The sequence below is a fragment of the Arthrobacter sp. sptzw42 genome, from assembly GCF_059089685.1.
Genome location: NZ_JBNHEX010000006.1, coordinates 1 through 24,386, shown reverse-complemented (window position 1 = coordinate 24,386; position 24,386 = coordinate 1). Strand labels below are relative to the sequence as shown.

The following is a 24,386-nucleotide window of genomic DNA, read 5'->3' as shown; positions in this document are numbered from 1 at the left end:
CAACAACCGAAGTAACAAATACGAGATTCCGGGGAAGGAACCGCATGGGCAAGGCAGCAGCAGTGGTCTGGCAGGCCGTCCACTCTGAGAGGCGACGGCTCGCCGCGGATCTCTCCGGCCTGTCCGACGAACAATGGCTCTTGCCCTCCCTCTGCCCAGGTTGGGATGTCCACGATGTCCTGGCCCACCTTGTAGACACGGCTCGAACCAGCCGGCTCTCATTCGTCCGTGACCTCCTGATGGCACGCATGGACTTCGATCGCGCCAACGTCAGAGGCATCGCCCGAGAGAAACGGCAGGACCCGCAGGACACCATCAACGCATTCAAGGACGCCGCCAACCTCACACGGACGCCGCCGGCTAACCTCGCAACTCGCCTGGTCGAGGCCATCGTGCACGGTGAGGACATTCGCCGGCCTTTGGGCATCGCTGGAAGTTACCCGGAACGTGCCGTCGTTCAGGCCCTCACCTACCAGCTGCGCACCCCCGTATCCTTTGGCGGAGGACGCGAGCGTGCCGCAGGACTCCGACTGATCAATCGGAGGTCCGGGGCGGCCTGGGGCCAGGGTGACGACGTCGAAGCCGATCCACTTGATTTGCTGCTAGCGGTCTCCGGGCGCCCCGTGAACCCGGAGAGCCTCAAAGGCAGCGGGACATCCCGCCTTGCCGCCGCAGCCACACCAGCTGCACATGAACCGGGTCAATGACGAGAACTGTCCGAAGCGATATGGCGAGATGGCAGAACGGTCACCCATCATCTAAGCGTCACTCACGATCTAGTAATAAGAACGCGAGCCGCTGCTCCGGGGTCCACACGTACGTATCATCGCAGCAGTAACCCCTCAACCATGTCTGTCCGTCGATTACGCGGAGGTAGAACCCCTTGGGGTACTCAACGTCACCGCTCACGGGCTCGGACGCGATGTGAATCGCTCCGGCCGGTCCGTGGCCTGCGGATAGGACTGGGTCCGGTGAGTTCGCTTGGTTTACCAGCGCCAAGCGGAGGTAAGGTCCGGCCACCAAGGGGTAGAGTTCAAGTCCATGATTCCTTGCAGCCGCGAAGACCTGGGACAGGACGGCACCATTTTCGAAACCAAGCTGCTCTACGGTTCGCTCTACAATTCGTAGCGTTTCGCCCGCCGGGTCATCGAACGTGGAGTGAGCCAGCAGCGTCTCTGCATGAGCATCGAGTTGGACACCCGCATCGGACAGAACCCGAACAAGTTTCGTTCGCGATTGCCCGCCTGCCTGGACAATGAGCCCGCCGATCTTCGCTGTATTCGCCATGAAGTTTTTCTCCGTTATCTGCAGCCGGACAGGACCACAGTCGGTTGATGATGTCACGTCGTGGGCGCATGCCCGTAAGCGGATCCCTATCTGGTTATGATCCCCGTACTTCGAAGCCGCATCGGCATGTTTTCCCATGTCAGATGCGTATAGCAGTTTTGACGGTACGGGCGCGAACACACCACAGTAGAACCTATGCACAAATTTTCCGCTTCTTTCAATGGTGGACTATTGCGGCTTCACTGGGCTCCCGGGACCTTCATTACCTACGAGATCGCTGTTCAGGCCGCTCGTGTATTGGAGAAGCTGGGTGGCGGGCAGAATCTGCCGCTTCTCGTGGACATTGCGGGCGTGACAGGGTTGGCCGCGGAGGCAAGAGCCGGCATGAATGCCTATCGGGGCTTTTCCATCATCGCGCTCCTGGGAGATCACCCCGTGGGTACCGTTCTTGCAGCCTTCGCTAAGCAGTCACTGACTCCCACCGCGTACTTCACCGATGAAGAAAGCGCACTGCGCTGGCTCGCTCAGCAAAACGGGCGCAATTACTGGACAGCGTCAACAGGGACCCCTGACGCGTCCGAGCGGCCAGGACATGACGTCGAGCAAAGCTTTCCCGAGCACGACCAATAAGGAGGAGTCGAGCCCCGCGCGGCGATCCCCCAACCCTCTTGTGAGAGTGTCGTCTTTACTATTGCCCTATGAGCAGTAAGCCCCACACCGTCGATGCCGTCCGTACTGAAATCGTTTCCGCGATTGCCGAGGTTCGCGCCGCCGCTAGGTTGGGCCAGGACGAGCAGCGAGCTCATACCGCTGACTGGCTCGATGAGTTGTTCGCCGGCGTCTCCGATCGGTGTGGTCTCCGAGAAGCATCAGCACAGGGACCCACCCTTTATCGCGGCGGCATGGGCTCGTTCAGAGACGTGGGTTATGCCGCTGCAGGACACGCCGTTGACCGTCTTCACACCGCCTTGCGGCGCGGCCGGTCATGGTTCCTGCGTAAGTCCTGACCGACAAATTCTGCCGAGCCGAGGTGTTGACGGAACGACGGCTGCACCCTAGGTTTGGCTTGGAAGGTTATCGAAAGTCGATAACAAATATGGGGGATTCATGAGGAACACAAACAGCGAACCGCTGGCCTGGGGCGCTAAGCGGGTCATGTCCAAGGGGGATGCAACAGCCATCATGGTTGCCTCGGCAGGGGCCGCAGTCGTCATGACCATCATTACTGTTGCCGGGGTCATCGGTTCGTTTGCTGGGCCGGTAACCCTGACACTTCCCCTGTCCACCGCGTCGCAGTCTCCCGCCGGCCTCCGCCTGGGCGCTGTAGCCCACTACACCTCAGTCGAGGCGACCATCCCGTCGATGCCTGACGCTGAGGCGGCTTTGCTGGCCTGGGCCGACGCCCTGAACCTTGTAGGAATCCTGTCCGTCCTGGCACTGCTGTTCCTGCTCGCGCTCCGCCTGCGGACGGAAAACCTCTTCACCCGGGCGACGGCTGAAATCATCGGAGCCTGCGGCATCGTCCTGGCGGCCGCCGGTACCGTGGGGCAATACCTTGACCAGGCTGCCCGGGGCCGGCTGGCCGAAATCATCGGGGTCAACCAGCGTGCAGTAGAGGAGACCGTCATCTTCACCGGCCAGATCAACCTCACACCCCTGGTTGCCGGGGTGGCATTGTCGCTCGTGGCCGCTGCCTTCCGCTACGGGCGCCGCCTGCAGGCCGACACCGAAGGCCTGGTGTGACGGCAGGAGTAGAAGAATCCGGAATCCACTGCCGCCTTGATGAGCTCCTGGCGGCCAGAGGGATGACACTGACGGAGCTGAGCAAGCGCGTAGGTGTGACCCTGGTGAACCTTTCGGTCCTCAAGAACGACCGGGCGAAGGCCATCCGATTCTCCACACTGACAGCAGTCTGCAACGCCCTGGAGTGCGAAGTGGGGGAGCTTCTCGTCACCCAGAAGTGAGCATTAGGCCCGCTCTACCGGGGAGCGGGTACCCGAACCCCGCGGGCTGCAACAAAAGCCTCGACACCAATGACATGTTTTTCCATCAACCCCTGATCGGGCGCTGGCTTCTGCAACAGGATCGGCACCTGATACCCGGCCGCCCAGTCCTTGGCGCCGGGTCCGAGAACGTCATCAATCCACACCGTCGAGTCCCATGCAGCGTCACCGGCTGCCTCCATCCGCTCCAACCACCGGGTCACCGACCTCAGCTTAGGCGTCGGTTCGGCCTCGTCGCCGGGCCGCACCAGCAGCGTCACCCGCAGCGGTTCGACGTCCAGCTCGATCTGTTGCTCCAGCCCGGCCGTGGCATCCGCCGGCCAACTCGACACCCCTGCGATCCGGCCACACCTGGCCACCCTTTGAACCAGGGCCTTCCTCCCGCAGGCTAACTTCAGCTCCGTGCGTCCACCGGGACCCGGACGGCTCTCCGGGTTGAGTACACCGTCGATGTCCAGCAGGATGATCGGCTTCATAGCCCGACACTAGCTGTCCACCCCGCACAGCGGTAGGGGCAACACCGCACCCCGTCTGCCCTCGAAGCTGCACCTACACCGGGCAGTCCGGCGGCAAGGGTTTCAACCCTGTTAGACAGTCCTACTGCCCTGCGGTTGGCGAGCCGCTCTGTCGACTGCGACACACGCAAAGGTGACAAGTACCGCTGCGGAAATGCGGCCACTTACCGCTGCGATTCACAGGAGCTCCGACAGTCATCGACGAGTAACTCCTCCCGTCTTGATAAAGGATCCTATGATGAAACCCGGACTTATTCTCTGGCTCAGTAGTTGTGAATGTTGGCATAGAGCGGAGACCAGGTTCGTTCTCAACTGACATTCGTGGGCTGCGGATGCTGCCGCCCGCAGGTCGCTGATGACTTCATCTCGCCATGCCAGGGCCGAGGGCAACAGTCGTGCATCAGCGCCGCTGCCGCTTCGAGGTCGTGGGCGTTCAGAGCGGCTATTAGCCTATCGACGACTTCACTCATGGGTTCGTCCCGCCCTCTTCCTTCACGCTCCGCACAGCATTCCGCCCGCTAGGATTCCCAGGTGACAAGTTCCTCGAGGCCGCATTGCTCAACCAGTCACTAGCCGCGCGCTGCCGCAAGACCTCGTGTCCGGATCAGGAGTCTCCACACTTCAACTATGGGCGCTGGCGCCCGGCGCGTCCATGGCCAGGTGCGCGGCGCATCACGTTCTGGATCTCCGCATAACCGGCGAGGTAGCAGGGCCCGCTACATCGCACCACCAGCTGACAGGACCCATGATGGATGTGGCCTTGGTGTCGCTGGTCAGGTAGTGGGCGACGGTGTGTGCGTAGGGGAGTTCTTGGCCGGACTGGCAGGGGAGATCGATTCGCAGGGTCGAGCCGATGCTGTTGCCGTTCATGGTGATGCAGCAATACACAGCTTCCACTCATCCATCGGAATGCGAAGAGCAGGCAGCATGACCGGGAGGGTGTGGGGCGAAAAGAAGGTGTTGACTTTGCGTGGTTGAACCGTGCGCCCGTCGCTTCCGTCCGGGGATATTCACATGACGTGGCCAGCTGTGACCATGACGAGCCCAAGGCGATTCCATCGTTGTACCAGGATGCCGGGACCTAGGTAATAAAAAGGGTTGTTCCCAGGGCTGGCCCGTGCGGTTAGGGTGATCACGGGCGGTGCCGATGAGGGGTCGCCCGGTTGGGTGACCAGGCGCCAGTAATGGAGCTGATTCTAGATTCGATTCTTGGGAGGAAGCATGACCAGTCCAGAGCAGGATCCAAACCAGCAGGAAGGCCCCGCGGACGGTGGCGCGGACGGCGTCCCCGGCATGCACGACGGTGGTGCCGATGGTGGTGCCGATGGTGGTGCCGATGGTGGTGCCGACGGCGGTGCCAATGGTGGTGCCGACGGCGGAGCCGACGGCGGTGCTGACGGCGGTGCTGACGGCGGAGCCGACGGCGGTGCTGACGGCGGTGCCGATGGGGGAGCCGCGGAACGGGGCATCTAAGTTTTGAGCACCACCCGCACGGACTTCCAGGATCCCGACGCCTTGGAAAGCGGCGGGGTCCTGGAGACACACCTGATCAAAATTGGGCGTGAAAGGTTCGCCGACGACGTCTGGGGGCGCGCGGCGCTGCTCACGCGTGGCGCAGGCGACTTCTCCGATCTGTTCTCTGCTGAGGCCGTCGACGAACTGGTCTCTCGCCGTGGACTGCGCACACCTTTTCTCCGCGTTGCCAAGGGCGGCTCTACATTTCCCGACTCGTCATTCACCTCACCCGCCGGCGTCGGCGCCACCATCGCTGACCAGCTCGACGACACGGCGCTTTGGCGCAAATTCGCCGACGGCGCCACACTCGTACTGCAGGCACTGCACCGCACATGGGAGCCGGTCAGCCACCTCAGCAGCAGACTAAGCACGGAGCTTGGACATCCGGTGCAGGCCAATGCCTACATCACGCCGCCTCAGAACCGTGGGTTCGACGCTCACTACGACGTGCACGACGTCTTCGTCCTGCAGATCGAGGGGACAAAGCGCTGGATCATCCATGAGCCGATTCACACGGACCCGTTGCGTGATCAGCCCTGGACCGATCGCCGCTCCAGCGTGACAGAGGCCGCCAAAGGCGAGGCGTATATCGACACCGTGCTTGAGCCGGGGGATGTCCTCTACCTGCCGCGGGGCTGGTTGCATGCCGCGCAGGCGCAGGGCGAGGTCTCCATCCACCTCACGCTTGGAATCCACAGCTGGACCCGCTACGCATTGGCCGAACAACTCGCCCAGGCCGCACTCGCAGCGCTGTGCGACGATCCTGAGATGCGCCGTTCATTGCCGTTGGGCGTCGACGGACCAAACGGTGAGATCGACATGGTCCGTGGCCGATTGGCGGCTGCCCTCGCCGAGGCTGATACCACTGCGTTGTTCCACCGCACCCGGCGAGGACAGGGACGTCCCGCGCCGCTGGGACCGCTGGCCCAGCTCGCGGCTGTCAAAAGCCTGAGCCCCACGTCGGTGGTGCGGCTTCGCGATGCACTGGAAGCACGGCTGGAGGGACCGCGCCTGTCCACACGCGTGGGTTGGCTGGACTTCCCGGAGGCCGATCTGCCATCTGTGATGTGCGCGCTGGACGGGGAGGTTCACACCGCGGGTGATCTCGGCGTCGAGCTTGTTGAAAGACTGTTGCGCGCGGGGGTCCTCGTTCCCGTTGAACAATGATACAGACAGCGAGTTCGCCACAGTGGCGGCCACAGAGCGCTTTTTCTGCTCTGAAGGCGCCCGCCTGCGCGGTGATCCTATTGCAGGCACAGGGTCGCATGGCCTCGTCTGGGTCCTCATCGAGTACCGGGGCGGGTGGCCGCTCAATGGCTTCGAGGGGCTTGATCTCGAGCCTGGGATCAAAGCACTCTTGCTCTCCGCCGCGAAAGCGGCGCGGGCGCGGGTGCTGCTGGTGCGACGGCCCGGCCCACGCCGCCGTGAGGGTCAGAGCCATTGGGCAGTACTGCGGCATGAGGATTCGGGCGCCTATCGTCAGCACTGGGGAACGTGGGGCAAGGATGGCGATCTGGCGGAGGTTGCCAGAGCCCTCAGCCTTCCCGGGACGCTCGGCTATCCGCCTGTCATCCTGGTCTGCACTCACAGCCAACATGACCAATGCTGTGCTGTGTGGGGACGGCCCGTTGGACGTGTGCTGAGTGAGCGGTGGCCGGAGCTGGTGTGGGAATGTTCGCATGTAGGAGGTGACAGGTTCGCAGCGAACGTAGTGGTTGCTCCTGACGGTGTCTACTACGGAAATTTGGACGTGGACTCATCCGTCGCCACGATCGAAGAACACCTCGCGGGCCGTATCCATGCGGAGCATCTACGTGGGTACACAGATCTCGTCCCAGCACAGCAGGCCGCTGTGGCGGCCACGCTCAGTCGTTTCGGCCCGGCCGGCCGGAATGACTACAAGGTGGTTGAGACCTCCCGCAACGGTGATCACTGGCGGATCCGTATTACCGGATCGCCTCCTCACCCCGCGCGCATCGACATCGAACTGCGTGCTCGCCGCGGCCCGCGATCCCGGCTGACCTGCCGCGGACCGGCGATGAGTTCGGCCATGGTTTACGAGCTCATTTCAATACGCGCGGTCTAAAGGACGGGTTTACCGAAGTCAGTATCTTTATCGGCAAGCCGACGAAGGTTCCAAACGATCCTGCGGACCTGGGGGTCGAGCACCGCCGATTTATTGATTTCACCGACGCGCTGCATTGCTGGCGGACAGTCCGCCGAGCTGCCGCTTTGGGACTGGCGGCAGAACTGGCCGCCGCGGCAGCAGTAAACCGCATTCACGCGCCGTGGCAGGGCGGGCAAGCCGACTGCTGTTAGACACAGGAATGCTCGTCGGCGGCGATGGGTGGGCTGAGGATCCCTTGTTCCAACGACGTGTTCGAGCCGTTGCGATGCTTGGTCGACGACGCGCGGCTGCTGTACGGCCTCCACCTGCTGGAGATTGTCGATGCGTACCAGGGCTGTTGACCAGGATGTGCTCGACGACGTCCTGCCGCTGCTGCGCACCGCCCCTTTCACCAGCCCTGCCTGAGGCGTAACGTCTATTCCGCCGGGAACGGTTGCAGCCGTCAGAGGAGCGGTCATGGCTGGATGGAATGCAGACACAGCGGCGGGGCCTGTGGGGGCGGGAACGGTAACGCTGGTGGAAGGCTCGTCTTTCTGCATCTCGGCCGCCAATGGCGACATCCACCCGGAACTTCCCCACGGCGTGTTCCACGAGGACACCCGGATTTTGTCCGGGTGGAGCATGACGGTGAACGGCCAGCCGCTCGAGCCGCTGGCCGCGGAAACGAAGGAACCCTACCGGGCACTCTTCATCGGCCGCGTTCCGCGCGGGGACGGATACGCGGACAGCCCTCTGATCGTGGAGCGCCTGCGGGAAGTGGCTGCCGGCGTGGTTGAAGAAATCACCATTCGCAACTACTCCGGAGACCCGGTGGAGTGTGACATCTCCGTCGGCGTCGATTCGGACTTCGCGGACCTGTTCGAGGTAAAGGAGGCGAGGGTCCAGCGGCGCTGGGAGGTCGTCCGTGGAGCCGACGGCGATTCCCTGATTATCAGCGCTGCCTGGCAGGACCTGCGGAATGCTGTCCTGGTGCGGGGACGCGGGGCCGTAGCCACCGCCGGCGCGCTCACGTACCAAGCGACGGTAGCCGGTTACGGCCACTGGGGCACGCGGCTGAGCGTCGCACCGGCCGGGCAGCGCAACGTTTCGCGCCCTGTCCGGCATGGCACCTCACCGAGCGACCGGCGGCACCAGGAGTGGGTCGCGAAGATTCCCAGGCTGCAGATGACCAACCGGTCCATAGAGCGGACGCTGCGGCGCAGTTACGACGACCTCGGCGCACTTCGGATCGAGGACCCTGCGCATCCGGAGCGGATTGTGGTGGCCGCGGGAGCACCGTGGTTCATGACGCTGTTTGGGCGTGACTCTCTGTGGGCTTCCGAAATGGCCCTTCCTGTGGACCCGTCACTGGCTCTTGGCACCTTGCAGACCCTGGCTGACCGCCAGGGCAAGGTGGTGGACCCGGTGAGTGAGGAGGAACCCGGGAAGATTCTTCACGAGGTACGGCTGGGGGTGTCTTCCGGGCTGGCTCTGGGCGGCAAGTCGGTCTACTACGGCAGCGTGGACGCCACTCCCCAGTTTGTGATGACCCTGGCCTCAGTCAGCCGGTGGGGCTTCGCGAAGGACACCATCGCAGCCCTCCTGCCCAACGCGGACCGCGCACTGGACTGGGTCCGGAACTACGGCGACAAGGACGGAGACGGCTTCGTCGAGTACTCCCGCCTCAACGACCAGGGCCTGCTCAACCAGGGTTGGAAGGACTCGTGGGACGGCATCAATTTCGCCGACGGCACCCTAGCGGAGCCGCCCATAGCACTTTGTGAGGTGCAGGCGATGGTGTACTCCGCGCTGCTGTCACGGGCGTGGATGGCGTACGACGGCGGCGACGCGCCTTTGGCGGCGCAGCTCACCGAAGAGGCGGCGGCGCTGAAGAAGAAGTTTAACGAAGCGTTCTGGCTGCCGGAACGCGGCTACTTCGCTGTCGCGCTGGACGGCAGGAAGCGCCAGGTGAATGCCTGTGCCTCAAACATGGGCCAGTGCCTGTGGCACGGCATAGTTGACGATGACAAGGTGCCGCTGGTGGCCGAGCGGCTGATGTCACCGGAGATGTTCAGTGGATGGGGCGTCCGGACCCTTGCCACGGATATGGGTGCCTACAACCCGGCAAGCTACCACAACGGGTCTGTCTGGCCGCATGACAACGCGATCACCGCGGCGGGCCTCATGCGCTACGGATTCGTGGAGGAGGCGCAACGGATCGCTACAGCCCTGCTTGAAGCGGCGGACTACTCCGACGGGCGGCTCCCGGAACTGTTCTGCGGTTTCAGCCGGGAACAGGTGGCTGAACCGGTGCCGTACCCCACCGCCTGCTCACCCCAGGCGTGGGCGGCAACCACCCCCATCATGCTGATCACCAACCTGATGCGCTACGACGCCCACGTTTCGCGGGGCGGCTTCTGGATGGATCCAGCCCTGCCGGAGTCCTACGGGGACCTGCACATTACCAACGCACCACTCGCCGGCAGCCGGATCACCATTGACATCACCCACTCGGGGCCGTCGGTGCAGGGCCTGCCGGAGGGCATCACATTCCATCATGAACACCGGCCGTGGCTGACCGAGCTTATTTCGCAGGCCGGACTGGACGTCAAAGGCTAAAGCGCCCAGCCGGCGTCGTCACACAAGCGGCGGAGCGGGCGCGGAGGTACTGCCCACCGCGGCCCCAACGTCGATCGCCACCACCGGTCATCGATTCAGCTGGAAACCGCTGTACGAAACGAGGAGGAGTGACCATGGGCCCAGTTCCGGCCTAGTCCTTCCGCTGCTCCAATAATTCGTGATTGCAGTGCAGCAACAACTCGTGTCTGTAGTGAAGGCCTATCCAAGGAGATGCTGCATAGTCGTCAATGCCAAAAGCCTGCGCAAAAAGTGCGTCTTCAGCGCCAAGACCCTGATTGGGCCTACCTGGTGGAAGTGCTGTCTGAGCCCCGCTATGGACTGCTGTTCGACGTCTGGGCATGGTCTCTCTTCTCATCTTCGAAGGTGCGTTCGGTCAGAAGGCGCGGAGGATGTCTTCGACGCGTTGTTTGGCGTCGCCGAAGAGCATTTGGGAGTTGTCGCGGTAGAACAGGGGGTTCTGGACGCCGGCGTAGCCGGCGGCCATGGAGCGTTTGAACACGATGACGTTCTCGGCTTCCCAGACTTTGAGGACGGGCATCCCGGCGATGGGGCTTCCCGGGTCTTCGGCGGCGGCGGGATTGACGGTGTCGTTCGCGCCGATGACCAGGACCACGGAGGTGTCGCCGAGGTCGTCGTTGATTTCGTCCATTTCCAGGACAATGTCGTACGGGACTTTGGCTTCGGCAAGGAGGACGTTCATGTGCCCGGGCAGGCGCCCGGCGACCGGGTGAATGCCGAACCGGACGTCTACGCCTTTTTCGCGGAGCTGGTTGGCCAGTTCAGCGACGGGGTACTGGGCCTGGGCGACGGCCATGCCATAACCGGGGGTGATGACGACGGACGAGGCGTTGGTGAGCATTTCCGCGGTGGCTTCGGCAGTGATTTCCCGGTGCTCGCCCTGGTCCGTGTCCCCTTTGCTGGCTGGGGCGGCGATGCCGAAGCCGCCGGCTATCACGGAGATGAAGGACCGGTTCATGGCCTTGCACATGATGTAGGAAAGGTATGCACCGGAGGAGCCGACCAGGGCGCCGGTGATGATGAGCAGGTCGTTGTTCAGCAGGAAGCCGGCGGCGGCGGCGGCCCAGCCGGAGTAGCTGTTGAGCATGGACACGACCACGGGCATGTCGCCGCCGCCGATGGAGGCCACGAGGTGCCAGCCGAGCCCCAGGGCCAGGGCCGTGACAACGATGAGCAGCCAGAGCTGGGAGTCGTTGACGTACCAGACCGTCAGGACGATGAACACAACGAGGGCGCCGAGGTTGATGGCGTTTTTGCCTGGCAGCATCAGGGGTGAGGATTTCATCCGGGCGGAAAGTTTCAGGAACGCCACGATGGAGCCGGTGAACGTGACAGCGCCGATGAACACGCCGATGAACACCTCGGCGTGGTGGATCGCCATCAGGTCTGAAGACAACGCAGGGGCTTCGAGGTGGCCGTTCCACCCCACGAGCACGGCGGCGAGGCCGACGAAGCTGTGCAGCAGGGCGATGAGTTCGGGCATGCCGGTCATTTCGACCACCCGGGCGCGCCAGAGTCCGATGGCCCCGCCGACCAGAACCGCGGCGACCAGCAGGCCCAGGCCGGTCAGGGCGTGGCCGGTGCCCCAGGCGTCCTGGAGTGTCAGCCAGATGGTGGCGGCGAGGGCGATGACCATGCCGGTGATGCCGTAGGCGACCCCCGCGCGGGCCTTCTCGTGTTTGCTCAGCCCGGCGAGGCTGAGGATGAACAGCAGGGCCGCGACGATGTAGGCCGCCCCCGCGATGGAGTCGGCGGTCAACGGACCGGAGACGGTGTCAGTCACGGTAAGGCTCCTCGTCAGTGTTGCTGCTGTTGCGGTGGCGGCGCTCATGAACGGACCTTCCCGGCGGAGAACATGGCGAGCATGCGCCGGGTGACGGCGAAGCCGCCGAAAATGTTAATGCTGGCCAGCAGCACCGCGACGGCGGCGAGCACTTGCATCACGATGTTCTCGGAGGTGACCTGCAGCAGGGCACCGACCACGATGATTCCGGAGATCGCATTAGTTACTGACATCAGCGGGGTGTGCAGGGCGTGGTGGACTTTCCCGATCACATAGAACCCGACCACGATCGAGAGCATCAAAACCGTGAAGTGCTGCGGCAGCGGCGCCGGGGCAACCGCGTTGACCAGGAACAGCGCGGCGATCCCCGCGGCGAACAGCCCGGCCTTACCGGCCGGGCTGAGGCCCTGTTTCTTCTTCGGCCCAGGACTTTCGGCAACCTCAGCCTGGGTCTTGGCCGCCGGTGCGGCGGAGACCTGAACCGGCGGTGGCGGCCACGTCTTCTCGCCCTCGCGCACCACCGTCACCGACCGCTGCACCACATCCGCAAAATCGAGCCGCAGCTGACCGTCCTTGTCCGGGGTCAGGAGCTTTAGCAGGTTCACCAGGTTTGTCCCGTACAGCTGGGACGCCTGCGCCGGAAGACGCGCCGGAAGATCCGTATACCCCAGGATCACCACACCGTTCTCCGTTACCACCCGCTCCCCAGCGACGGAGCCTTCCACATTCCCGCCCTGCCCGGCAGCCATATCCACGATGACACTGCCGGATTTCATCGCTGCCACATCGTTCGCCGTGAGCAGCTTCGGAGCGGGCCGACCCGGGATCAGGGCCGTGGTGATGACGATGTCGACATCAGCCGCCTGCTCGGTGTAGATTTCGGCTGCGCGCCTGTTGTACGCCTCGGACGTTGCTTTTGCATACCCGTCAGAGGACTTCATCTCCTCCTCTACCTCAACCTTGAGGTAAGTACCACCAATGGACTTCACCTGATCCGCCACCTCAGGCCGCGGATCAGTAGCGCGAACGATCGCGCCCAGGCTGCTGGCAGCGCCAATTGCCGCCAAGCCGGCGACACCGGCTCCGGCGACGAGGACCTTCGCCGGCGGGACCTTGCCCGCTGCGGTGACCTGCCCAGTGAAAAACCGGCCGAACTCATGCGCGGCCTCAATGACGGCACGATACCCGGCGATGTTCGCCATCGAACTGAGGACATCCATCGACTGCGCCCGCGAGATCCGCGGCACCGCATCCAAAGCCAAAGCGGTGATTGGACGGGCCGCCAACGCCTCCACCAACTCCGGCCGCAACCCCGGGCTAAGCATCCCGATAAGAGTGGCACCGTCAGCGAGGCGGGCGATCTCATCCTCGGTGGGCGGATTGACCCGCAGCACAACGTCGCTGCCCCACGCCTCGTCAGCCCCAACAAGCAAGGCACCCGCATCGACATACGCATCGTCCCGGAAGGAAGCGGACTCACCCGCGCCCTTCTCGACCACAACGTCGTAGCCCAAACCCAACAACTGTTTCACGGTGACAGGCGTTGCCGCCACCCTCGTTTCGCGGCCCAACTCGGCCACGATGCCTATACGCGTCACTGTTTTCTCTCTCTAAGATGTGGTGCCTGGGAAGTTGCGTCGCCGGGGACAGCAGTTGCTCCACTAAGGCACGGGCAGTGCAGAACGACTGAGATGCTGTTCCTTCAGAAGTCCGCCCGGTGCCACTAATTGATCGGTGTGGCCGGTTGTTCGCCGCTGAGAAGGGCGAGCGCGTTGTCTGCGGCGAGCATCGCCATCGCGGTGCGCGTTTCGACAGTAGCGGAGCCGAGGTGGGGCACGAGCGCCACGTTCTCAAGCTCAAGCAATCCAGGGTGCACGTCGGGCTCTTTCTCGAAAACATCGAGACCGGCGCCCGCGATTTGTCCCTCGCGGAGGGCAGAAGCGAGGGCTGCTTCGTCAACGATCGGTCCGCGCGCCGTGTTGACAAGGTACGCCGTGCTCTTCATCGCCGCGAGTTGCTGGACGCCGATCAGGTGATGCGTGGCCGGCCCGTAGGGGCAGTGCAGGGAGACGACGTCGGAGATGGCCAGCAACTCAGCGAGATCGACCCGCCGGGCACCCAGGTTGGCTGCGGTCGCGGGGTCGATCTCACTGCGGGACTGGTAGACGATTTCCATTCCGAAGGCTTTGGCCCGGCGGGCAGTCGCCCGGCCGATGCCGCCCATACCGACGACGCCGAGGGTCTTGCCTTGCAGGCTGCTGCCGAGCAGGAAAAACATGCCCCACTTCCAGGCCTGGCCGGAGCGGATGAGCCGTTCCCCCTCACCGAGCCGGCGGGTCGCCGAAAGGATGAGGCCGAACGCGATGTCGGCCGTGGCCTCCGTGAGCACACCCGGTGTGTTGGTGGCGACGACGCCCCGCTCGGTGCAGGCGGGCACGTCGATGTTGTCGTACCCCACGGCAACGTTCGCGACGACCTTGAGTTGTGGGCCGGCGGCGTCGAGCAGTTCGGCGTCAATGCGTTCGGTCAGCAGGCTCACCACGGCATCGGCACCCTCTACCCGGCGCAGCAGCTCCTCGCGGCCGATCGACTCCGGACCCTCCCAGGCATCGACTTCGTGCTCGGTACGCAGCTTCTCAAGTGCGGCTTCGGGTACCCGTCCCGTGACGACGACCCGGCTCATGCCGTCTCGATCCACTTGCGCAGGCGGCCGAGGCCATCGTGGATATCGGTGACGTCGATGCCCGAGTAGGCGAGCCGGATGTACTGCCGCTCTTCGCCGGGCTGGCGGCGGCCGAAATGCTCACGCGTGCAGAAGGAGACGCCGGTTTCGTACAGCGCTGCGGAAGCGAAATCGCCGACTGCCGTATACCCCATGCGCTCCATGGCCTCGGTGACATCGGGGAACAGGTAGAACGTCGACTGCGGCACCGCGACATGTACGCCGGAGATGTCGTTGACAAGTTCACATGCGGCATCCCGGCGCCCGCGCAGGATGTCGAGCATCTGCTGCACGGGTTCCTGGCTGCCGCGCAGCGCTTCGATGCCGGCCCACTGCACGTAGTGCGTCGTGCACGACTCATCGTTGGTGTTAAGTGTGCTGAGGATTTTGGCGATCTCGATTGGGGCGACGGCACAGCCCAGGCGGGATCCGGTCATGGCGAACTTCTTGCTGAAGGTGTACAGGATCACGGTGCGCTCCGCCATGCCGGGAAGCGACGCGATCGAGCTCGAGAGACCCTCGTAGCGCGTCTCGAAGTACGCCTCATCGGAGAGTACCCAGAGGTCGTGCTCCTGCGCGAGCTGGGCGATTGCCTCCCGCTCAGCAGCGGTCGACTCGGCCGAGATGGGGTTCTGCAGGTCGTTGTAGATGATTGCGACAGTATTGGGTGTGATTGATGCGCGGACCTGGTCGAGATCGATCGCGAAGCCCTGGGGCGTGGGCAGGTAACGGTAAGGCACGGCAGTGCCACCGAGGTACTCGATCTGTGATTCGTAGATCGGGAAGCCGGGGTTCGGGTAGAGCACTTCCTGGCCAGGGTTCATGACCGCCTGCAGGAACTTGGTGATAACGGGCTTGCCTCCCGTCATCACCACGACGTTGTCCGGGGAGAACTCAATACCTCGGCGGGTTCCGATATCTTCTGCAAGGGCCTCCCGCAACTGCGGTATGCCCGGGCCGGGGCAATAGCCGGTATGGCCGTCGGCGATCGCCCGGTTCATGGCTTCGACGATATGCGGGGCGGTAGGGATGTTGATGTCGCCCAGGTGGAAGGGGTATACGGGGTTCCCCCTCGCTTTCCAGGCGGCGGCCGCTTGGGCGACGCTGAAGGCGGTTTCAGTGCCCAGCCGTTCGAGCCGGTGCGCGAGTTGTTTCATTCTGTCTTACTCCTCATTGAGTGGACGATCGATCCTTCAGCAAACCAACTGTTATAGAACTTATATATCAGTTGCCAGCAATAAATATACCGTTGATGTTTCCCAACGGGAAGGTTACCTTTCGAAGGCGTTGATCCTTGGTTCCCAGAACAGTTCGGGACGCTTGGTTACCTGCCGCTTTCCGCCGTCGTACTCCAGTGCGTCGGGTGGGGCGCGCTCCCGCAGGCGCTGATCCTGCCCATACTGCAGGCCGTCTGCGGCCTGCAGTATGAAAAGGGAAGGTTGCCGGGCGCCTGCCTGAATGTGGCCCCCGCCTTAGGGCGGTCCAGGGCGGCGGGTGCGGCTGCGGTTAGCGGACGCCGAGATCGCTGTCGACGTACGAACCCGGGCCTTTTCGGTACCGTCTGGCAATTGCAGCTAGCATCCAGCTGCAGCCAAACGGTCACCGGACCCGACGATTTGAGCCGGACGTCAACATGTTTTTTCCCCTTGCAGCTAAGGCGCAGAATCGTTTCCTGACCGTTGCTACAGCTCCTGCGATTACCTGCTAATGCAGGGAGAGTGGATATGCCTGGGTGGCCCGGGCCAAGAAGGCCCGAACCACCGGAGTAGGGCGGCGGGTTTCTGCCCGCCGCCCCACTCTTTGTCTTACAACCAGTCTTTCTTAGCTACCGGTCTGCTCCTTCCGTCCGCCCTGTCAGGCCCCCGGTGCCGCAGCTACTTGAAGGCTTCCGCAGTGGCACTCGTGGTCCCGCCGGCGTCAGGTTCCGCGTTTCCGTCCTCCGCATGGGCTGCGGTTACCTGCTCGCTGTCCACCAGGTGACCGTCGTTCATTTTCGCCTCCCCGCGGGTCTTGGTAAGGCTTGCAAGTGTGGCGACGGCGATGGTGGCTGCGATGAACAGCAGCGAGAACCAGATGGGGATTTCGGGCGCCCAAAGGAGCGGCTCCCCGCCGTTAACGAAGGACAGCTCGTTGACGTGCAGTGCGTGGAAGACGAGTTTCACGCCAATGAACGCCAGGATGACGGCGAGTCCCTGCGCGAGGTAGACCAGGCGTTCGAGCAGTCCGCCGATGAGGAAGAAGAGCTGGCGTAGACCCATCAGCGCAAAGGCGTTGGCCGTAAAGACGATGTACGCCTCGTTGGTCAGGCCGTAGATCGCGGGGATGGAGTCGACGGCGAAGATGAGGTCCACGAAGCCGATCGCGATGATGGTCAGCAGCATCGGTGTGGCGAACCGCGTGCCGCCCTTCTTCACGGTGAGCTTGTCCTGGTGGTACTCATCGGTCACCGGCAGGATGCGGCGCACGAGCCGCATGAACCTGCCGTCAGCCGGGTTGGAGTCATGGCTGCCGAACGCCTGCTTGTAGGCCAGAACGAGCAGCAGGGCGCCAAAAATGTAGAAAATCCACGAAAAGTTTGCAATGAGTCCCGCGCCGATGGCGATGAACCCGCCTCGGAGGACCAAGGCAATGACGATCCCGATCATCAGCACTTTTTGCTGGTACTTCTTCGGTACCGCGAAGCCGGCCATGACGATGAGGAAGACGAAGAGGTTGTCAATCGACAGGGCCTTCTCGGTGAGATAGCCCGCGAAATACTCGCCGCCGAACGTCCAGCCCGAGACCAGTCCGATGCCGGCGCCGAACAACAGGGCGAGCCCGATGTAGAAGGCGGACCAGCGCGCGGATTCGGCGATGGTCGGTTCGTGGGGTTTGCGCACGTGCGCGAAGAACTCGTAGACGAAGAAGAGGACAGTCACGGCAATAGTGATTAACCAGATTAGGGGTGTGACCTGCATGGTGGGCACTCCAAAGGGTAGGCGTCGGACATAGGCGCCAAGGTCTCCTCCGCCCGGACATAACCGGAACCGACGACCCGGGATGCATTGCTGCATCCGTAGTGACGGGTCAATCGCGACGGGAGTACTCCCCTTGATACAAAAATGCTAACGCACAGGCACCTGCTAGCTCCACCCGCCCGGTCACCGTCGGTGCCGCTTCAGCGGTCCCGCCGGCACCTGAGGCAATATCAGAGGCCGGCTGCCTTGGCCAGCAGGATTGTTTTTTGCTGTTCGTTGGCGGTGAAGGCGGCTGCCTGCAGCAGTTCGGTTTTGGCTTCAGCCGTTCTTCCCAGCCTGGTGAGCAGTTCTCCCCTGATGCTGGGCAGGAGGTGTGAGCGGCGGAGGGCCCCCTCGGCGGCGAGGCGGTCCACGATTTCAAGGGCGGCAGCAGGTCCGGTGGCCATGGAAACCGCTACGGCGTGGTTAAGTTCGACGACGGGGCCCGGCGCCAGGCGTCCGAGGGCTTCGTAGAGCAGCACAATTTTGTGCCAGTCGGTTTCTTCGAAGCTGCGGGCGGTTGCGTGGCATTGAGCGATGGCAGCCTGCAGGCAGTAGTTTCCCCTTCCGCGGCCGAGCGCGTCGGCACGTGCCAGGGATGCACGGCCGCGGCCGATCTGGGTCCTGTCCCAGCGTGCTCTGTCCTGTCTGCAAGCAGGATTGGGCTGCCGTCGGGGTTGACGCGCGCCGCGAACCGGGACGCCTGGAACTCCATTAAGGCAAGGAGTCCGTGAACTTCGGGCTCCCGCGGCAGCAGGCCGGCCAGGACGCGGCCCAGGCGCAGCGCTTCGTTGGCAACTTCGGTGCGGATCCATCGGTCACCGGTTGTTGCGGCGTAACCTTCCGTGAAGATGAGGTACAGCACGGCAAGCACCGCGCTCAGGCGGGCGTTCCACTCGTTGGGCTCAGGCGTGTCAAAGGGGACCTGCGCGGCTGCGAGAGTCTTTTTGGCCCGGACGATGCGCTGCTGGACGGTGGCGACGGGTACGAGCAGCATCCGTGCGATTTCCTCGGTGGTCAGGCCACCGACGGTTCGCAGCGTCAAGGCGACCTGCCCCTCGCGGGAAAGCACGGGGTGGCAGGCGATGAAGACGAGCCGGAGCACATCATCCGGGATCGGCTGCCACTGGTCCTCGGTCATCTCCGTGAGGTCGTGGGCGATGGCGCGGTAGCGTTCGTTGAGCCGCTCCCGGCGGCGCCAGGCATCTATCGCCTTGCGTTTGGCTATGGCCGTGAGCCAGGCGCCCGGGTTCTCCGGGACGCCAGACTCGGGCCATTGCCTCAGGGCGTCGATCAGGGCTTCTTGAGCGAGGTCTTCCGCCAGACCGACGTCGCCGGTCACCTTGGCCAGTGTTGCAACGATCCGCGCGCTTTCGATCCGCCACACCGCGTCCAGGGTCCGCTGGAGCACGGGTGCTGAGGTGGTGACGTGCTTGTCGGCCATGGGGTCAGGGCTGGTTGAGTTCCTCGCGCCAGCCGGCCTCCTTCTGAAGGAACTCGTTGTCGGAGAAGTCTTCGAAGTCGCTCATATCGGTCACGCGGCGGACTTCGAGTTTGCTGCCCGGGCCAAGGGGGCACCGGCTGGCCCACTGGACCGCTTCTTCCTTGCTGGCGGTCTGGATAATCCAAAAGCCATTGAACAGCTCGTGGGTTTCCCCATAGGGACCGTCCGTTACGATGGGTTGCTCGGCCGAGAAGTCGACAACAAACGCTTCGCTCATGTCATCGGAAAGCCCTTCACCGGCCAGCAGCACCCCGGCGTTCATCAGCGATTCGTTGTAGGCGCCCATCGCGTTGATGATCTGTTCGATATCGGCGATTTCGTATGCCTTTTTTGCCTCATCGGTAGCGCGCATTATCAGCATGAACTTCACTGTTCTTCTCCTTCGTGTTGAGGACACCTGATGCGTCCTTCTACTATCGCGTCGAATAGGCGGACACCGGATCGACAAGGACCAGAAGAATTTTATTCAAAGATTCTTCACGGCAAAGCTTTGCCCGGAACGTGTTTATTGTCAGAAACTGCGCTTATTGCCCTGATAGCTGGCAGTCGTTTATCCCTTGGCGGAAAAGAACGCGCTTTCTGCAGGCTTTGGACGAGGTGGGCTACAGCGGACCGGTGAACATAGAAAGTTTCACTGCAGATAATGCCGCCATCGCCGTCGCCGCCTCGATCTGGCGGCCGCTCGCACCGAGCCAGGACGAGTTGGCCGCCAGCGGCCTGGCTTTCCTCCGCGGCGTAGAAGTTCAGTCCCGCGGTGACGTGCCCGAGGGACTCCGTTGAAGCTGACCCAGGGCGAGCAACGGAAACAGGAGCACAGACAGCATTCCCGCACCCACCAGCGCGGACGCAACGCCGCTTGGGATGAGCCCCTCGTCCCGGCCTATGGCTGTCACCGCCACGACAATGGGCAACCCCGTTGCCCCGAACAGCATGATGGCACGCTTGCCGGCGGGGGTTGAGCCAGGGGGAGCGGCCAGCAGCGACGGCAGACCTCGGATGATGAGCAGGAGGACCAGGAACAAGGGGACCAACGCGAGGGCGGCAGGGTTACCGGTAAGCGCCCTCAGGTCGAAGTCGATGCCCGTATTGATAAAGAAGACCGGCACCAGAAACCCGAACGCGATGGCGTCGATTTTCATTTCAATGACATGCCGGTCGTGTTCGGGAGCCCTCGCGATGGCGACCTTCCAGAGGACTCCGGCGGCGAACGCGCCCAGCAGCATGTCCAGCCCCAACACCATACTCAACACAACGAGCACGCTGAGAATGAGCATGATGGACCGGACGGCGAACTGGCCGCTGGTGTGCAGGGTCTTGGTGACCTGGGAGTGGAGCAGGGAGTGCCGCGCGCGGGAGGCAAAATAAATTGCCAGCCCCGTGAGGATAACAAACCCGACCAGGACCGCCGTTGCCGGTCCCAGCTCCCTCCCACTGAAGAACAGCGAGATGGCCACCAGGGGACCGAACTCCCCGGCAGCACCCAAAGCAGTAACCGCGACACCAAGACGCGTCCTGGACTCGCCGGCGTCGCGAAGGATGGGCAGCAGCGTGCCTAAGGCAGTCGAACACAAGGCGACTCCAATAATCACCGCAGCTTCCGGCGCGGGAGCCACAAGTAGACCCGTCCCAACGCCGGCCGCCAGTGAAACAACCCAGCCAAGGGCTGCACGGTTCGCGGGGCGGCCTCGTATCACAGCGAAATCAATCTCATTACCGGCAACGAAGAAGAGCATGGCCAGCCCAAAGTCAGCCAGCGTATCGGTGAACTGGCTGGACTGGATCCACCCCAACAGACTGGGACCAAGCAGGATACCGAGGACAATCTCAAACACCACGATCGGTACCTTGACTACGCGGTCAAGGAAACGGGCCGCAAGGGGCGCTGCCACAGCAAGCAGGGCAATCAGAACCAATGATGTGGACAGGCCAGGCATCAGCGGTACCTCCGGTACCTCGGCTGCTGTGAAGGAAAGGTAACCCAAAGCTACCGCCACCATCAGCGACGGCGCCATGCTGGTCTGGGACGGTGCCTGCCCGACGCTGAACTTCCAGCCGATATTCAGCAGAAAGTAGCCGGCCAAACCCCTGCCCGCGCCCCCGCCCGCGTGTCCGCAGTGAGTGGCGTCACGCAATATGCAGGGGGACCGGAGCAGCGGATACGGTCTTCTGATGCGAAAACAGAAGAAACATGTCGCTGCCTCCCTGACCGTCCTCGTCCTGGCCGGCGGATTGCTGACCGCCGGTTCCGCTTCGGCGGGCGCCTTTTCCTGGCCCTTTGACTGGCCCTCGTGGACTGCCGCCGGTGTGCAGTCCCCGTCATCCATTGGTGCCGCGTCGGCTTCCGCGGCTCCATCGGCCGCGGCCAAACCCACCGCCAATGCTTCTGCGTCGGCCGCTCCAGCACCAGCGCCCGCAACGTCGTCTCCCGCTGCGGCCCCGGCAGCAGCTCCCGAACCCCCAGCGGCGCCTGTGGTTGCACCTCCGGCTCCAGCCCCGGCCGCCCCGGCCGCCCCGGTTAAAGCACCGGTTGCCGCTCCGGCCCCGGCCCCGGCCCCCGCTCCGGCCCGGCCGGCTCCGGCCGCACCGGCGCCCGCACCCGCCCCGGCTATGCCTGCCCCGGCAGCGCCTGCCGCAACGGGTACCTCATCCAACGCCGTCGCCCAGCGCTCCTTCGCGCTTGTCAATGAGTACCGCGCAGCCAACGGCCTTGCCGCGCTGCGGTACAACGCGGGACTGGAAACCGTAGCCCAGAACTGGTCAAACACCATGAAGGCGGACATCGACGCCCAGGGCCGCTCCGGCTTCCGGCACAATCCTGACGCATCCAGCCAGATCCCGTCCGGCTGGACCCGTACCGCGGAAAATATTGCAGTGAACGCTGACGCCGACGCGCTCTTCGCTGCGTGGAAGGCCTCTCCTGGACATAACGCCAATATGCTCAACGCCAGCCTGACGGACTTCGGTTTTGGTTCAGCCAGGCTCTCCGCCGGCTCACCCTACGGGGCGCAGCTGGTGGCGACCCAGAACTTCGCCACCTACGCGAGGTAGGCCAACGCATCCTGCCCGGCGGTAGAACCCGGGGGATGCCCGCACAGATACAAGGAACGACGGCGGTATACCGCCGTCGTTCCTTGTATCTGTGGGCTTTCCTGCACCGCTAACAGCGTTCGACGGCGGCCGAAAGGTATGCATCTACCTGCCGCCTGAGGGGGCGGCGGCAGGTAGGATCGGCCGCATGGAGTCCATCGTTATGTACAGCCTCGCTGAGGGCGTTGACCTATCACGGGTTGTGGAAGCCTACCCCCGCCATCAGGCCTATTTCGAGGCGTTCCACGCAAACGGCGGCGGGCTGCTTGCGTTGGGTCCCTTCCTGACACCGGATCCGGCCGGGTCGTCCATGGGAATCTTGTCCTCACGGGCGGATGCCGAAAGGTTCATCGAGGATGATCCGTTTGTGGTCGAGGGGCTGGCTGTCCCACGGATCCTTGAATGGGACCCGGTGCGCTTCGCCTAGCACCCCGGAATCCGACTGCTTATAAACCGCTTCAGCGGCAAACAGCGGCAGCGGCAGTCCCGAACCCGCGTACCCCTTGAGTGCCCGCTCATGGCAGGGATAGCATGGCCCGCACCTGCCATCAAAGGAGACGGTCATGGCTGAGACAGAGGCGCCCTCGGCGGGCCTGATGGTTGACTTCATCATTTCCCTGGACGGGTATGCCTCGGCCGATGGATGGCCCGGGTGGTGGGGTCTGGAGGGGCCGGAATATCTTGCGTGGCTCGAGCAGGAGGGGCAGAAGGACTACACCTTCCTGATGGGCGCGAACACCTACCGGCTGATGTCCGGCATGTCGGAAGAAGCCGCAGCCAACAGCTCGGGTTTCTCAGAGGAGGAGGGGGCCAGCCTCTCCGGCCTGGCCGCCGTGCCCAAGATTGTCTTCTCCTCCACCCTGCAGGCGCCACTCGCCTGGCCGAACTCGGAGCTGATCGCCGGGGACGCTGTGGAGGCCGTGAGGGAAATGAAGCGGACCGGGGACAGGCCCTTGAGCACCCTCGGCAGCATCAGCCTTTGCCGTTCCCTCCTGGCCGCCGGTTTGGTGGACAGGTTCCGGCTGGTCGTCTTCCCTGTTATCACCGGCAGAACAGGGCAGGAGCGGATTTACGACGGCTACCCGGACGTCTCGCTGGAGATGGTGGACAGCAGGACGTTTGACGGCCGCCTCCAGTTGCTCGAGTACGTTCCTACCGTGATTGACGGGCCGCCAGGCAGGAGCCGGGCCTGAGGGCAGGCCAGCGAACCAAAAAAGTTCTACAGTTTGCATCCACAGAGGCTGCTGCTCCGGTAGTAGAGGTGTCCGCACAAGCACAGCCCGTCCCCCGGGCGTCCCTCTGAGGAGTTTGAAATGCGCAACAAGATTTTCCCTGCCGGAGCACTCTCATTCGCGGCCGTACTGGCCTTGGCGGGCCCGGCACAGGCCGGCGGCTGGCACCACCACGGCGAAGACCCGTCAAAACTCTCGGTCCTGCACGGTGTTCCCGGCCTGACCGTGGACGTATGGGTGGATGGTAACCGCACCCTGGACGACTTCACGCCCGGAAGTCTGGCCGGCCCGCTGGAACTCTCGGCCGGCGACTACGAAATCGCCATCACGGCAGCAGACGCCACCAGCGCCAACAATCCGGTGATCGGGCCCGTTACTGTCGAACTCGACGAAGGGGAAAACTATACGGCGGTGGCCCACCTCAACGCTGACGGCGCCCCCACAGCGACGCTCTTCACCAATGACACCAAGGCCCCCCGCAACAACGCGAAGGGCAAACTCACGGTGAGGCACGTAGCAGCGGCGCCCTCCGTTGACGTCCTGGCAGGGGGAACCGCAGTGATTGAGGAGCTCAGCAATCCTGACGAAGCCACCCTGAAGCTGAAGGCCGGAACCATCTCGGCTTCCGTTGCCGCTGCCGGGACCACCAACCCCGTGATCGGACCGGCCAACATCACCGTGGAGGGCGGCAAGAACACCATCGTGTACGCCTGGGGCAGCCTTGCTGACGGTACTTTGGCCACCGCGGTCCAGGTGGTCGACTCCGAGAAGGGGCGCAGCCGCCACTGACTCCATGACACCGGCGTGCGGGGCAGCAGCGCCCACACTTATCATCCTTCGCAGCGGGGGGTTACCTTCCCCTGCTCCCCTCCTGCGTTTTTCTGTCCCCCCCCCCCCCCCCCCCCTCTTTCCAAAAAAAACCCCCCCCCCCCAGATTTCCAAGAGTGACTGGAGTTCAGACGTGTGCTCTTTCGATC

General features: G+C 63.6%; 24 protein-coding genes and 1 pseudogene. 14 read left to right on the top strand and 11 right to left on the bottom strand.

What is annotated here, in order from left to right; all coding sequences use genetic code 11:
* Nucleotides 1–44 precede the first annotated feature (44 nt).
* On the top strand, nt 45–707 hold the full coding sequence (locus AC5RT4_RS09515; RefSeq protein WP_494039542.1) for a maleylpyruvate isomerase family mycothiol-dependent enzyme: 663 nt from the start codon (nt 45–47) through the stop codon (nt 705–707).
* 58 nt (nt 708–765) lie between these two features.
* On the opposite strand, the gene AC5RT4_RS09510 is transcribed toward AC5RT4_RS09515, so the two are convergent.
* Nucleotides 766–1,425: a hypothetical protein gene (locus AC5RT4_RS09510; RefSeq protein ID WP_494105571.1), complete on the bottom strand. Its 660-nt coding sequence runs from the start codon at nt 1,423–1,425 to the stop codon at nt 766–768.
* Between the two features lie 57 nt (nt 1,426–1,482).
* On the opposite strand from AC5RT4_RS09510, the gene AC5RT4_RS09505 reads away from it, so the two are divergent.
* The 4 genes from AC5RT4_RS09505 (at nt 1,483) to AC5RT4_RS09490 (ending at nt 3,251) form a co-directional block, all read left to right on the top strand.
* A complete protein-coding gene (locus tag AC5RT4_RS09505; RefSeq protein ID WP_494105570.1) occupies nt 1,483–1,917 on the top strand; it encodes a DUF7793 family protein in 435 nt (144 codons plus the stop codon).
* 68 nt (nt 1,918–1,985) lie between these two features.
* A complete protein-coding gene (locus AC5RT4_RS09500) occupies nt 1,986–2,294 on the top strand; it encodes a hypothetical protein (protein WP_494039545.1) in 309 nt (102 codons plus the stop codon).
* A gap of 100 nt (nt 2,295–2,394) precedes the next feature.
* Nucleotides 2,395–3,030, top strand: a complete 636-nt coding sequence (locus AC5RT4_RS09495) for a hypothetical protein (RefSeq protein ID WP_494105569.1) — start codon at nt 2,395–2,397, stop codon at nt 3,028–3,030.
* Nucleotides 3,027–3,251, top strand: a complete 225-nt coding sequence (locus AC5RT4_RS09490) for a helix-turn-helix domain-containing protein (protein ID WP_494105568.1) — start codon at nt 3,027–3,029, stop codon at nt 3,249–3,251. The genes AC5RT4_RS09495 and AC5RT4_RS09490 overlap by 4 nt, the downstream gene beginning before the upstream one ends.
* Before the next feature lie 14 nt (nt 3,252–3,265).
* On the opposite strand, the gene AC5RT4_RS09485 is transcribed toward AC5RT4_RS09490, so the two are convergent.
* Nucleotides 3,266–3,766, bottom strand: coding sequence for an HAD domain-containing protein (locus AC5RT4_RS09485; protein WP_494039548.1), 501 nt, complete (start codon nt 3,764–3,766; stop codon nt 3,266–3,268).
* A 1,260-nt stretch (nt 3,767–5,026) separates the two neighbouring features.
* On the opposite strand from AC5RT4_RS09485, the gene AC5RT4_RS09480 reads away from it, so the two are divergent.
* From AC5RT4_RS09480 to AC5RT4_RS09470, 3 genes are read left to right on the top strand one after another with little or no spacing between them, the layout of a single operon-like run.
* A complete protein-coding gene (locus tag AC5RT4_RS09480) occupies nt 5,027–5,278 on the top strand; it encodes a BatC protein (protein ID WP_494105567.1) in 252 nt (83 codons plus the stop codon).
* Between the two features lie 3 nt (nt 5,279–5,281).
* Nucleotides 5,282–6,487 (top strand): cupin domain-containing protein, encoded by a 1,206-nt coding sequence (locus AC5RT4_RS09475; RefSeq protein ID WP_494105566.1) that lies wholly within the window; start codon nt 5,282–5,284, stop codon nt 6,485–6,487.
* Nucleotides 6,477–7,406, top strand: a complete 930-nt coding sequence (locus AC5RT4_RS09470; protein WP_494039551.1) for a sucrase ferredoxin — start codon at nt 6,477–6,479, stop codon at nt 7,404–7,406. Before AC5RT4_RS09475 ends, AC5RT4_RS09470 begins: the two co-directional genes overlap by 11 nt.
* Here the strand turns inward: AC5RT4_RS09470 and AC5RT4_RS09465 are convergent.
* Nucleotides 7,403–7,906 carry a hypothetical protein gene (locus AC5RT4_RS09465; RefSeq protein WP_494039552.1) on the bottom strand — a complete coding sequence of 168 codons (504 nt, stop codon included), beginning with the start codon at nt 7,904–7,906 and terminating at the stop codon, nt 7,403–7,405. The genes AC5RT4_RS09470 and AC5RT4_RS09465 overlap by 4 nt on opposite strands.
* Here AC5RT4_RS09465 and AC5RT4_RS09460 point away from each other — a divergent pair.
* Entirely contained in the window at nt 7,905–10,046 is a 2,142-nt protein-coding gene (locus tag AC5RT4_RS09460; RefSeq protein ID WP_494105565.1) for an amylo-alpha-1,6-glucosidase, read from the top strand. The two genes, AC5RT4_RS09465 and AC5RT4_RS09460, sit on opposite strands and share 2 nt — an antisense overlap.
* Nucleotides 10,047–10,440: 394 nt before the next feature.
* On the opposite strand, the gene pntB is transcribed toward AC5RT4_RS09460, so the two are convergent.
* From pntB to AC5RT4_RS09425, 7 genes and pseudogenes are all read right to left on the bottom strand, one after another.
* Nucleotides 10,441–11,916 (bottom strand): Re/Si-specific NAD(P)(+) transhydrogenase subunit beta, encoded by a 1,476-nt coding sequence (pntB, locus tag AC5RT4_RS09455; RefSeq protein ID WP_494105564.1) that lies wholly within the window; start codon nt 11,914–11,916, stop codon nt 10,441–10,443.
* On the bottom strand, nt 11,913–13,466 hold the full coding sequence (locus AC5RT4_RS09450; protein ID WP_494105563.1) for a Re/Si-specific NAD(P)(+) transhydrogenase subunit alpha: 1,554 nt from the start codon (nt 13,464–13,466) through the stop codon (nt 11,913–11,915). Before AC5RT4_RS09450 ends, pntB begins: the two co-directional genes overlap by 4 nt.
* A 125-nt stretch (nt 13,467–13,591) precedes the next feature.
* Complete coding sequence (locus AC5RT4_RS09445) at nt 13,592–14,551, bottom strand: 2-hydroxyacid dehydrogenase (protein WP_494105562.1); 960 nt, start codon at nt 14,549–14,551, stop codon at nt 13,592–13,594.
* Nucleotides 14,548–15,747, bottom strand: a complete 1,200-nt coding sequence (locus tag AC5RT4_RS09440; protein ID WP_494105561.1) for a pyridoxal phosphate-dependent aminotransferase — start codon at nt 15,745–15,747, stop codon at nt 14,548–14,550. Before AC5RT4_RS09440 ends, AC5RT4_RS09445 begins: the two co-directional genes overlap by 4 nt.
* Nucleotides 15,748–16,464: 717 nt before the next feature.
* Nucleotides 16,465–17,547: a TerC family protein gene (locus AC5RT4_RS09435; RefSeq protein ID WP_494105560.1), complete on the bottom strand. Its 1,083-nt coding sequence runs from the start codon at nt 17,545–17,547 to the stop codon at nt 16,465–16,467.
* 230 nt (nt 17,548–17,777) lie between these two features.
* A pseudogene (locus AC5RT4_RS09430) lies at nt 17,778–19,030 on the bottom strand (RNA polymerase sigma factor).
* Between the two features lie 4 nt (nt 19,031–19,034).
* Nucleotides 19,035–19,460, bottom strand: a complete 426-nt coding sequence (locus AC5RT4_RS09425; protein ID WP_494039560.1) for a YciI family protein — start codon at nt 19,458–19,460, stop codon at nt 19,035–19,037.
* Between the two features lie 245 nt (nt 19,461–19,705).
* Between AC5RT4_RS09425 and AC5RT4_RS09420 the strand changes: the two genes are divergently transcribed.
* Entirely contained in the window at nt 19,706–19,870 is a 165-nt protein-coding gene (locus AC5RT4_RS09420; RefSeq protein WP_494039561.1) for a hypothetical protein, read from the top strand.
* Here AC5RT4_RS09420 and AC5RT4_RS09415 read toward each other — a convergent pair.
* Entirely contained in the window at nt 19,834–21,171 is a 1,338-nt protein-coding gene (locus AC5RT4_RS09415; RefSeq protein WP_494105559.1) for a cation:proton antiporter, read from the bottom strand. The two genes, AC5RT4_RS09420 and AC5RT4_RS09415, sit on opposite strands and share 37 nt — an antisense overlap.
* An 88-nt stretch (nt 21,172–21,259) precedes the next feature.
* Here AC5RT4_RS09415 and AC5RT4_RS09410 point away from each other — a divergent pair, with 88 nt between their 5' ends.
* From AC5RT4_RS09410 to AC5RT4_RS09395, 4 genes are all read left to right on the top strand, one after another.
* Nucleotides 21,260–22,138: a CAP domain-containing protein gene (locus AC5RT4_RS09410; protein WP_494105558.1), complete on the top strand. Its 879-nt coding sequence runs from the start codon at nt 21,260–21,262 to the stop codon at nt 22,136–22,138.
* 187 nt (nt 22,139–22,325) lie between these two features.
* Nucleotides 22,326–22,604, top strand: coding sequence for a YciI family protein (locus AC5RT4_RS09405; RefSeq protein WP_494105557.1), 279 nt, complete (start codon nt 22,326–22,328; stop codon nt 22,602–22,604).
* Between the two features lie 136 nt (nt 22,605–22,740).
* Nucleotides 22,741–23,370, top strand: coding sequence for a dihydrofolate reductase family protein (locus AC5RT4_RS09400; RefSeq protein WP_494105556.1), 630 nt, complete (start codon nt 22,741–22,743; stop codon nt 23,368–23,370).
* A gap of 120 nt (nt 23,371–23,490) precedes the next feature.
* Nucleotides 23,491–24,198, top strand: coding sequence for a DUF4397 domain-containing protein (locus tag AC5RT4_RS09395; RefSeq protein ID WP_494105555.1), 708 nt, complete (start codon nt 23,491–23,493; stop codon nt 24,196–24,198).
* Nucleotides 24,199–24,386: the final 188 nt, after the last annotated feature.

Coding starts and splice junctions, on each gene's coding strand:
- AC5RT4_RS09460 (WP_494105565.1), top strand. CDS start 7,905: ATGGCTGGATGGAATGCAGACACAGCGGCGGGGCCTGTGGGGGCGGGA.
- AC5RT4_RS09505 (WP_494105570.1), top strand. CDS start 1,483: ATGCACAAATTTTCCGCTTCTTTCAATGGTGGACTATTGCGGCTTCAC.
- AC5RT4_RS09405 (WP_494105557.1), top strand. CDS start 22,326: ATGGAGTCCATCGTTATGTACAGCCTCGCTGAGGGCGTTGACCTATCA.
- AC5RT4_RS09480 (WP_494105567.1), top strand. CDS start 5,027: ATGACCAGTCCAGAGCAGGATCCAAACCAGCAGGAAGGCCCCGCGGAC.
- AC5RT4_RS09445 (WP_494105562.1), bottom strand. CDS start 14,551: ATGAGCCGGGTCGTCGTCACGGGACGGGTACCCGAAGCCGCACTTGAG.
- AC5RT4_RS09485 (WP_494039548.1), bottom strand. CDS start 3,766: ATGAAGCCGATCATCCTGCTGGACATCGACGGTGTACTCAACCCGGAG.
- AC5RT4_RS09500 (WP_494039545.1), top strand. CDS start 1,986: ATGAGCAGTAAGCCCCACACCGTCGATGCCGTCCGTACTGAAATCGTT.
- AC5RT4_RS09440 (WP_494105561.1), bottom strand. CDS start 15,747: ATGAAACAACTCGCGCACCGGCTCGAACGGCTGGGCACTGAAACCGCC.
- AC5RT4_RS09515 (WP_494039542.1), top strand. CDS start 45: ATGGGCAAGGCAGCAGCAGTGGTCTGGCAGGCCGTCCACTCTGAGAGG.
- AC5RT4_RS09435 (WP_494105560.1), bottom strand. CDS start 17,547: ATGCAGGTCACACCCCTAATCTGGTTAATCACTATTGCCGTGACTGTC.
- AC5RT4_RS09495 (WP_494105569.1), top strand. CDS start 2,395: ATGAGGAACACAAACAGCGAACCGCTGGCCTGGGGCGCTAAGCGGGTC.
- AC5RT4_RS09465 (WP_494039552.1), bottom strand. CDS start 7,906: ATGACCGCTCCTCTGACGGCTGCAACCGTTCCCGGCGGAATAGACGTT.
- pntB (WP_494105564.1), bottom strand. CDS start 11,916: ATGAGCGCCGCCACCGCAACAGCAGCAACACTGACGAGGAGCCTTACC.
- AC5RT4_RS09410 (WP_494105558.1), top strand. CDS start 21,260: ATGCGAAAACAGAAGAAACATGTCGCTGCCTCCCTGACCGTCCTCGTC.
- AC5RT4_RS09400 (WP_494105556.1), top strand. CDS start 22,741: ATGGCTGAGACAGAGGCGCCCTCGGCGGGCCTGATGGTTGACTTCATC.
- AC5RT4_RS09510 (WP_494105571.1), bottom strand. CDS start 1,425: ATGGGAAAACATGCCGATGCGGCTTCGAAGTACGGGGATCATAACCAG.
- AC5RT4_RS09395 (WP_494105555.1), top strand. CDS start 23,491: ATGCGCAACAAGATTTTCCCTGCCGGAGCACTCTCATTCGCGGCCGTA.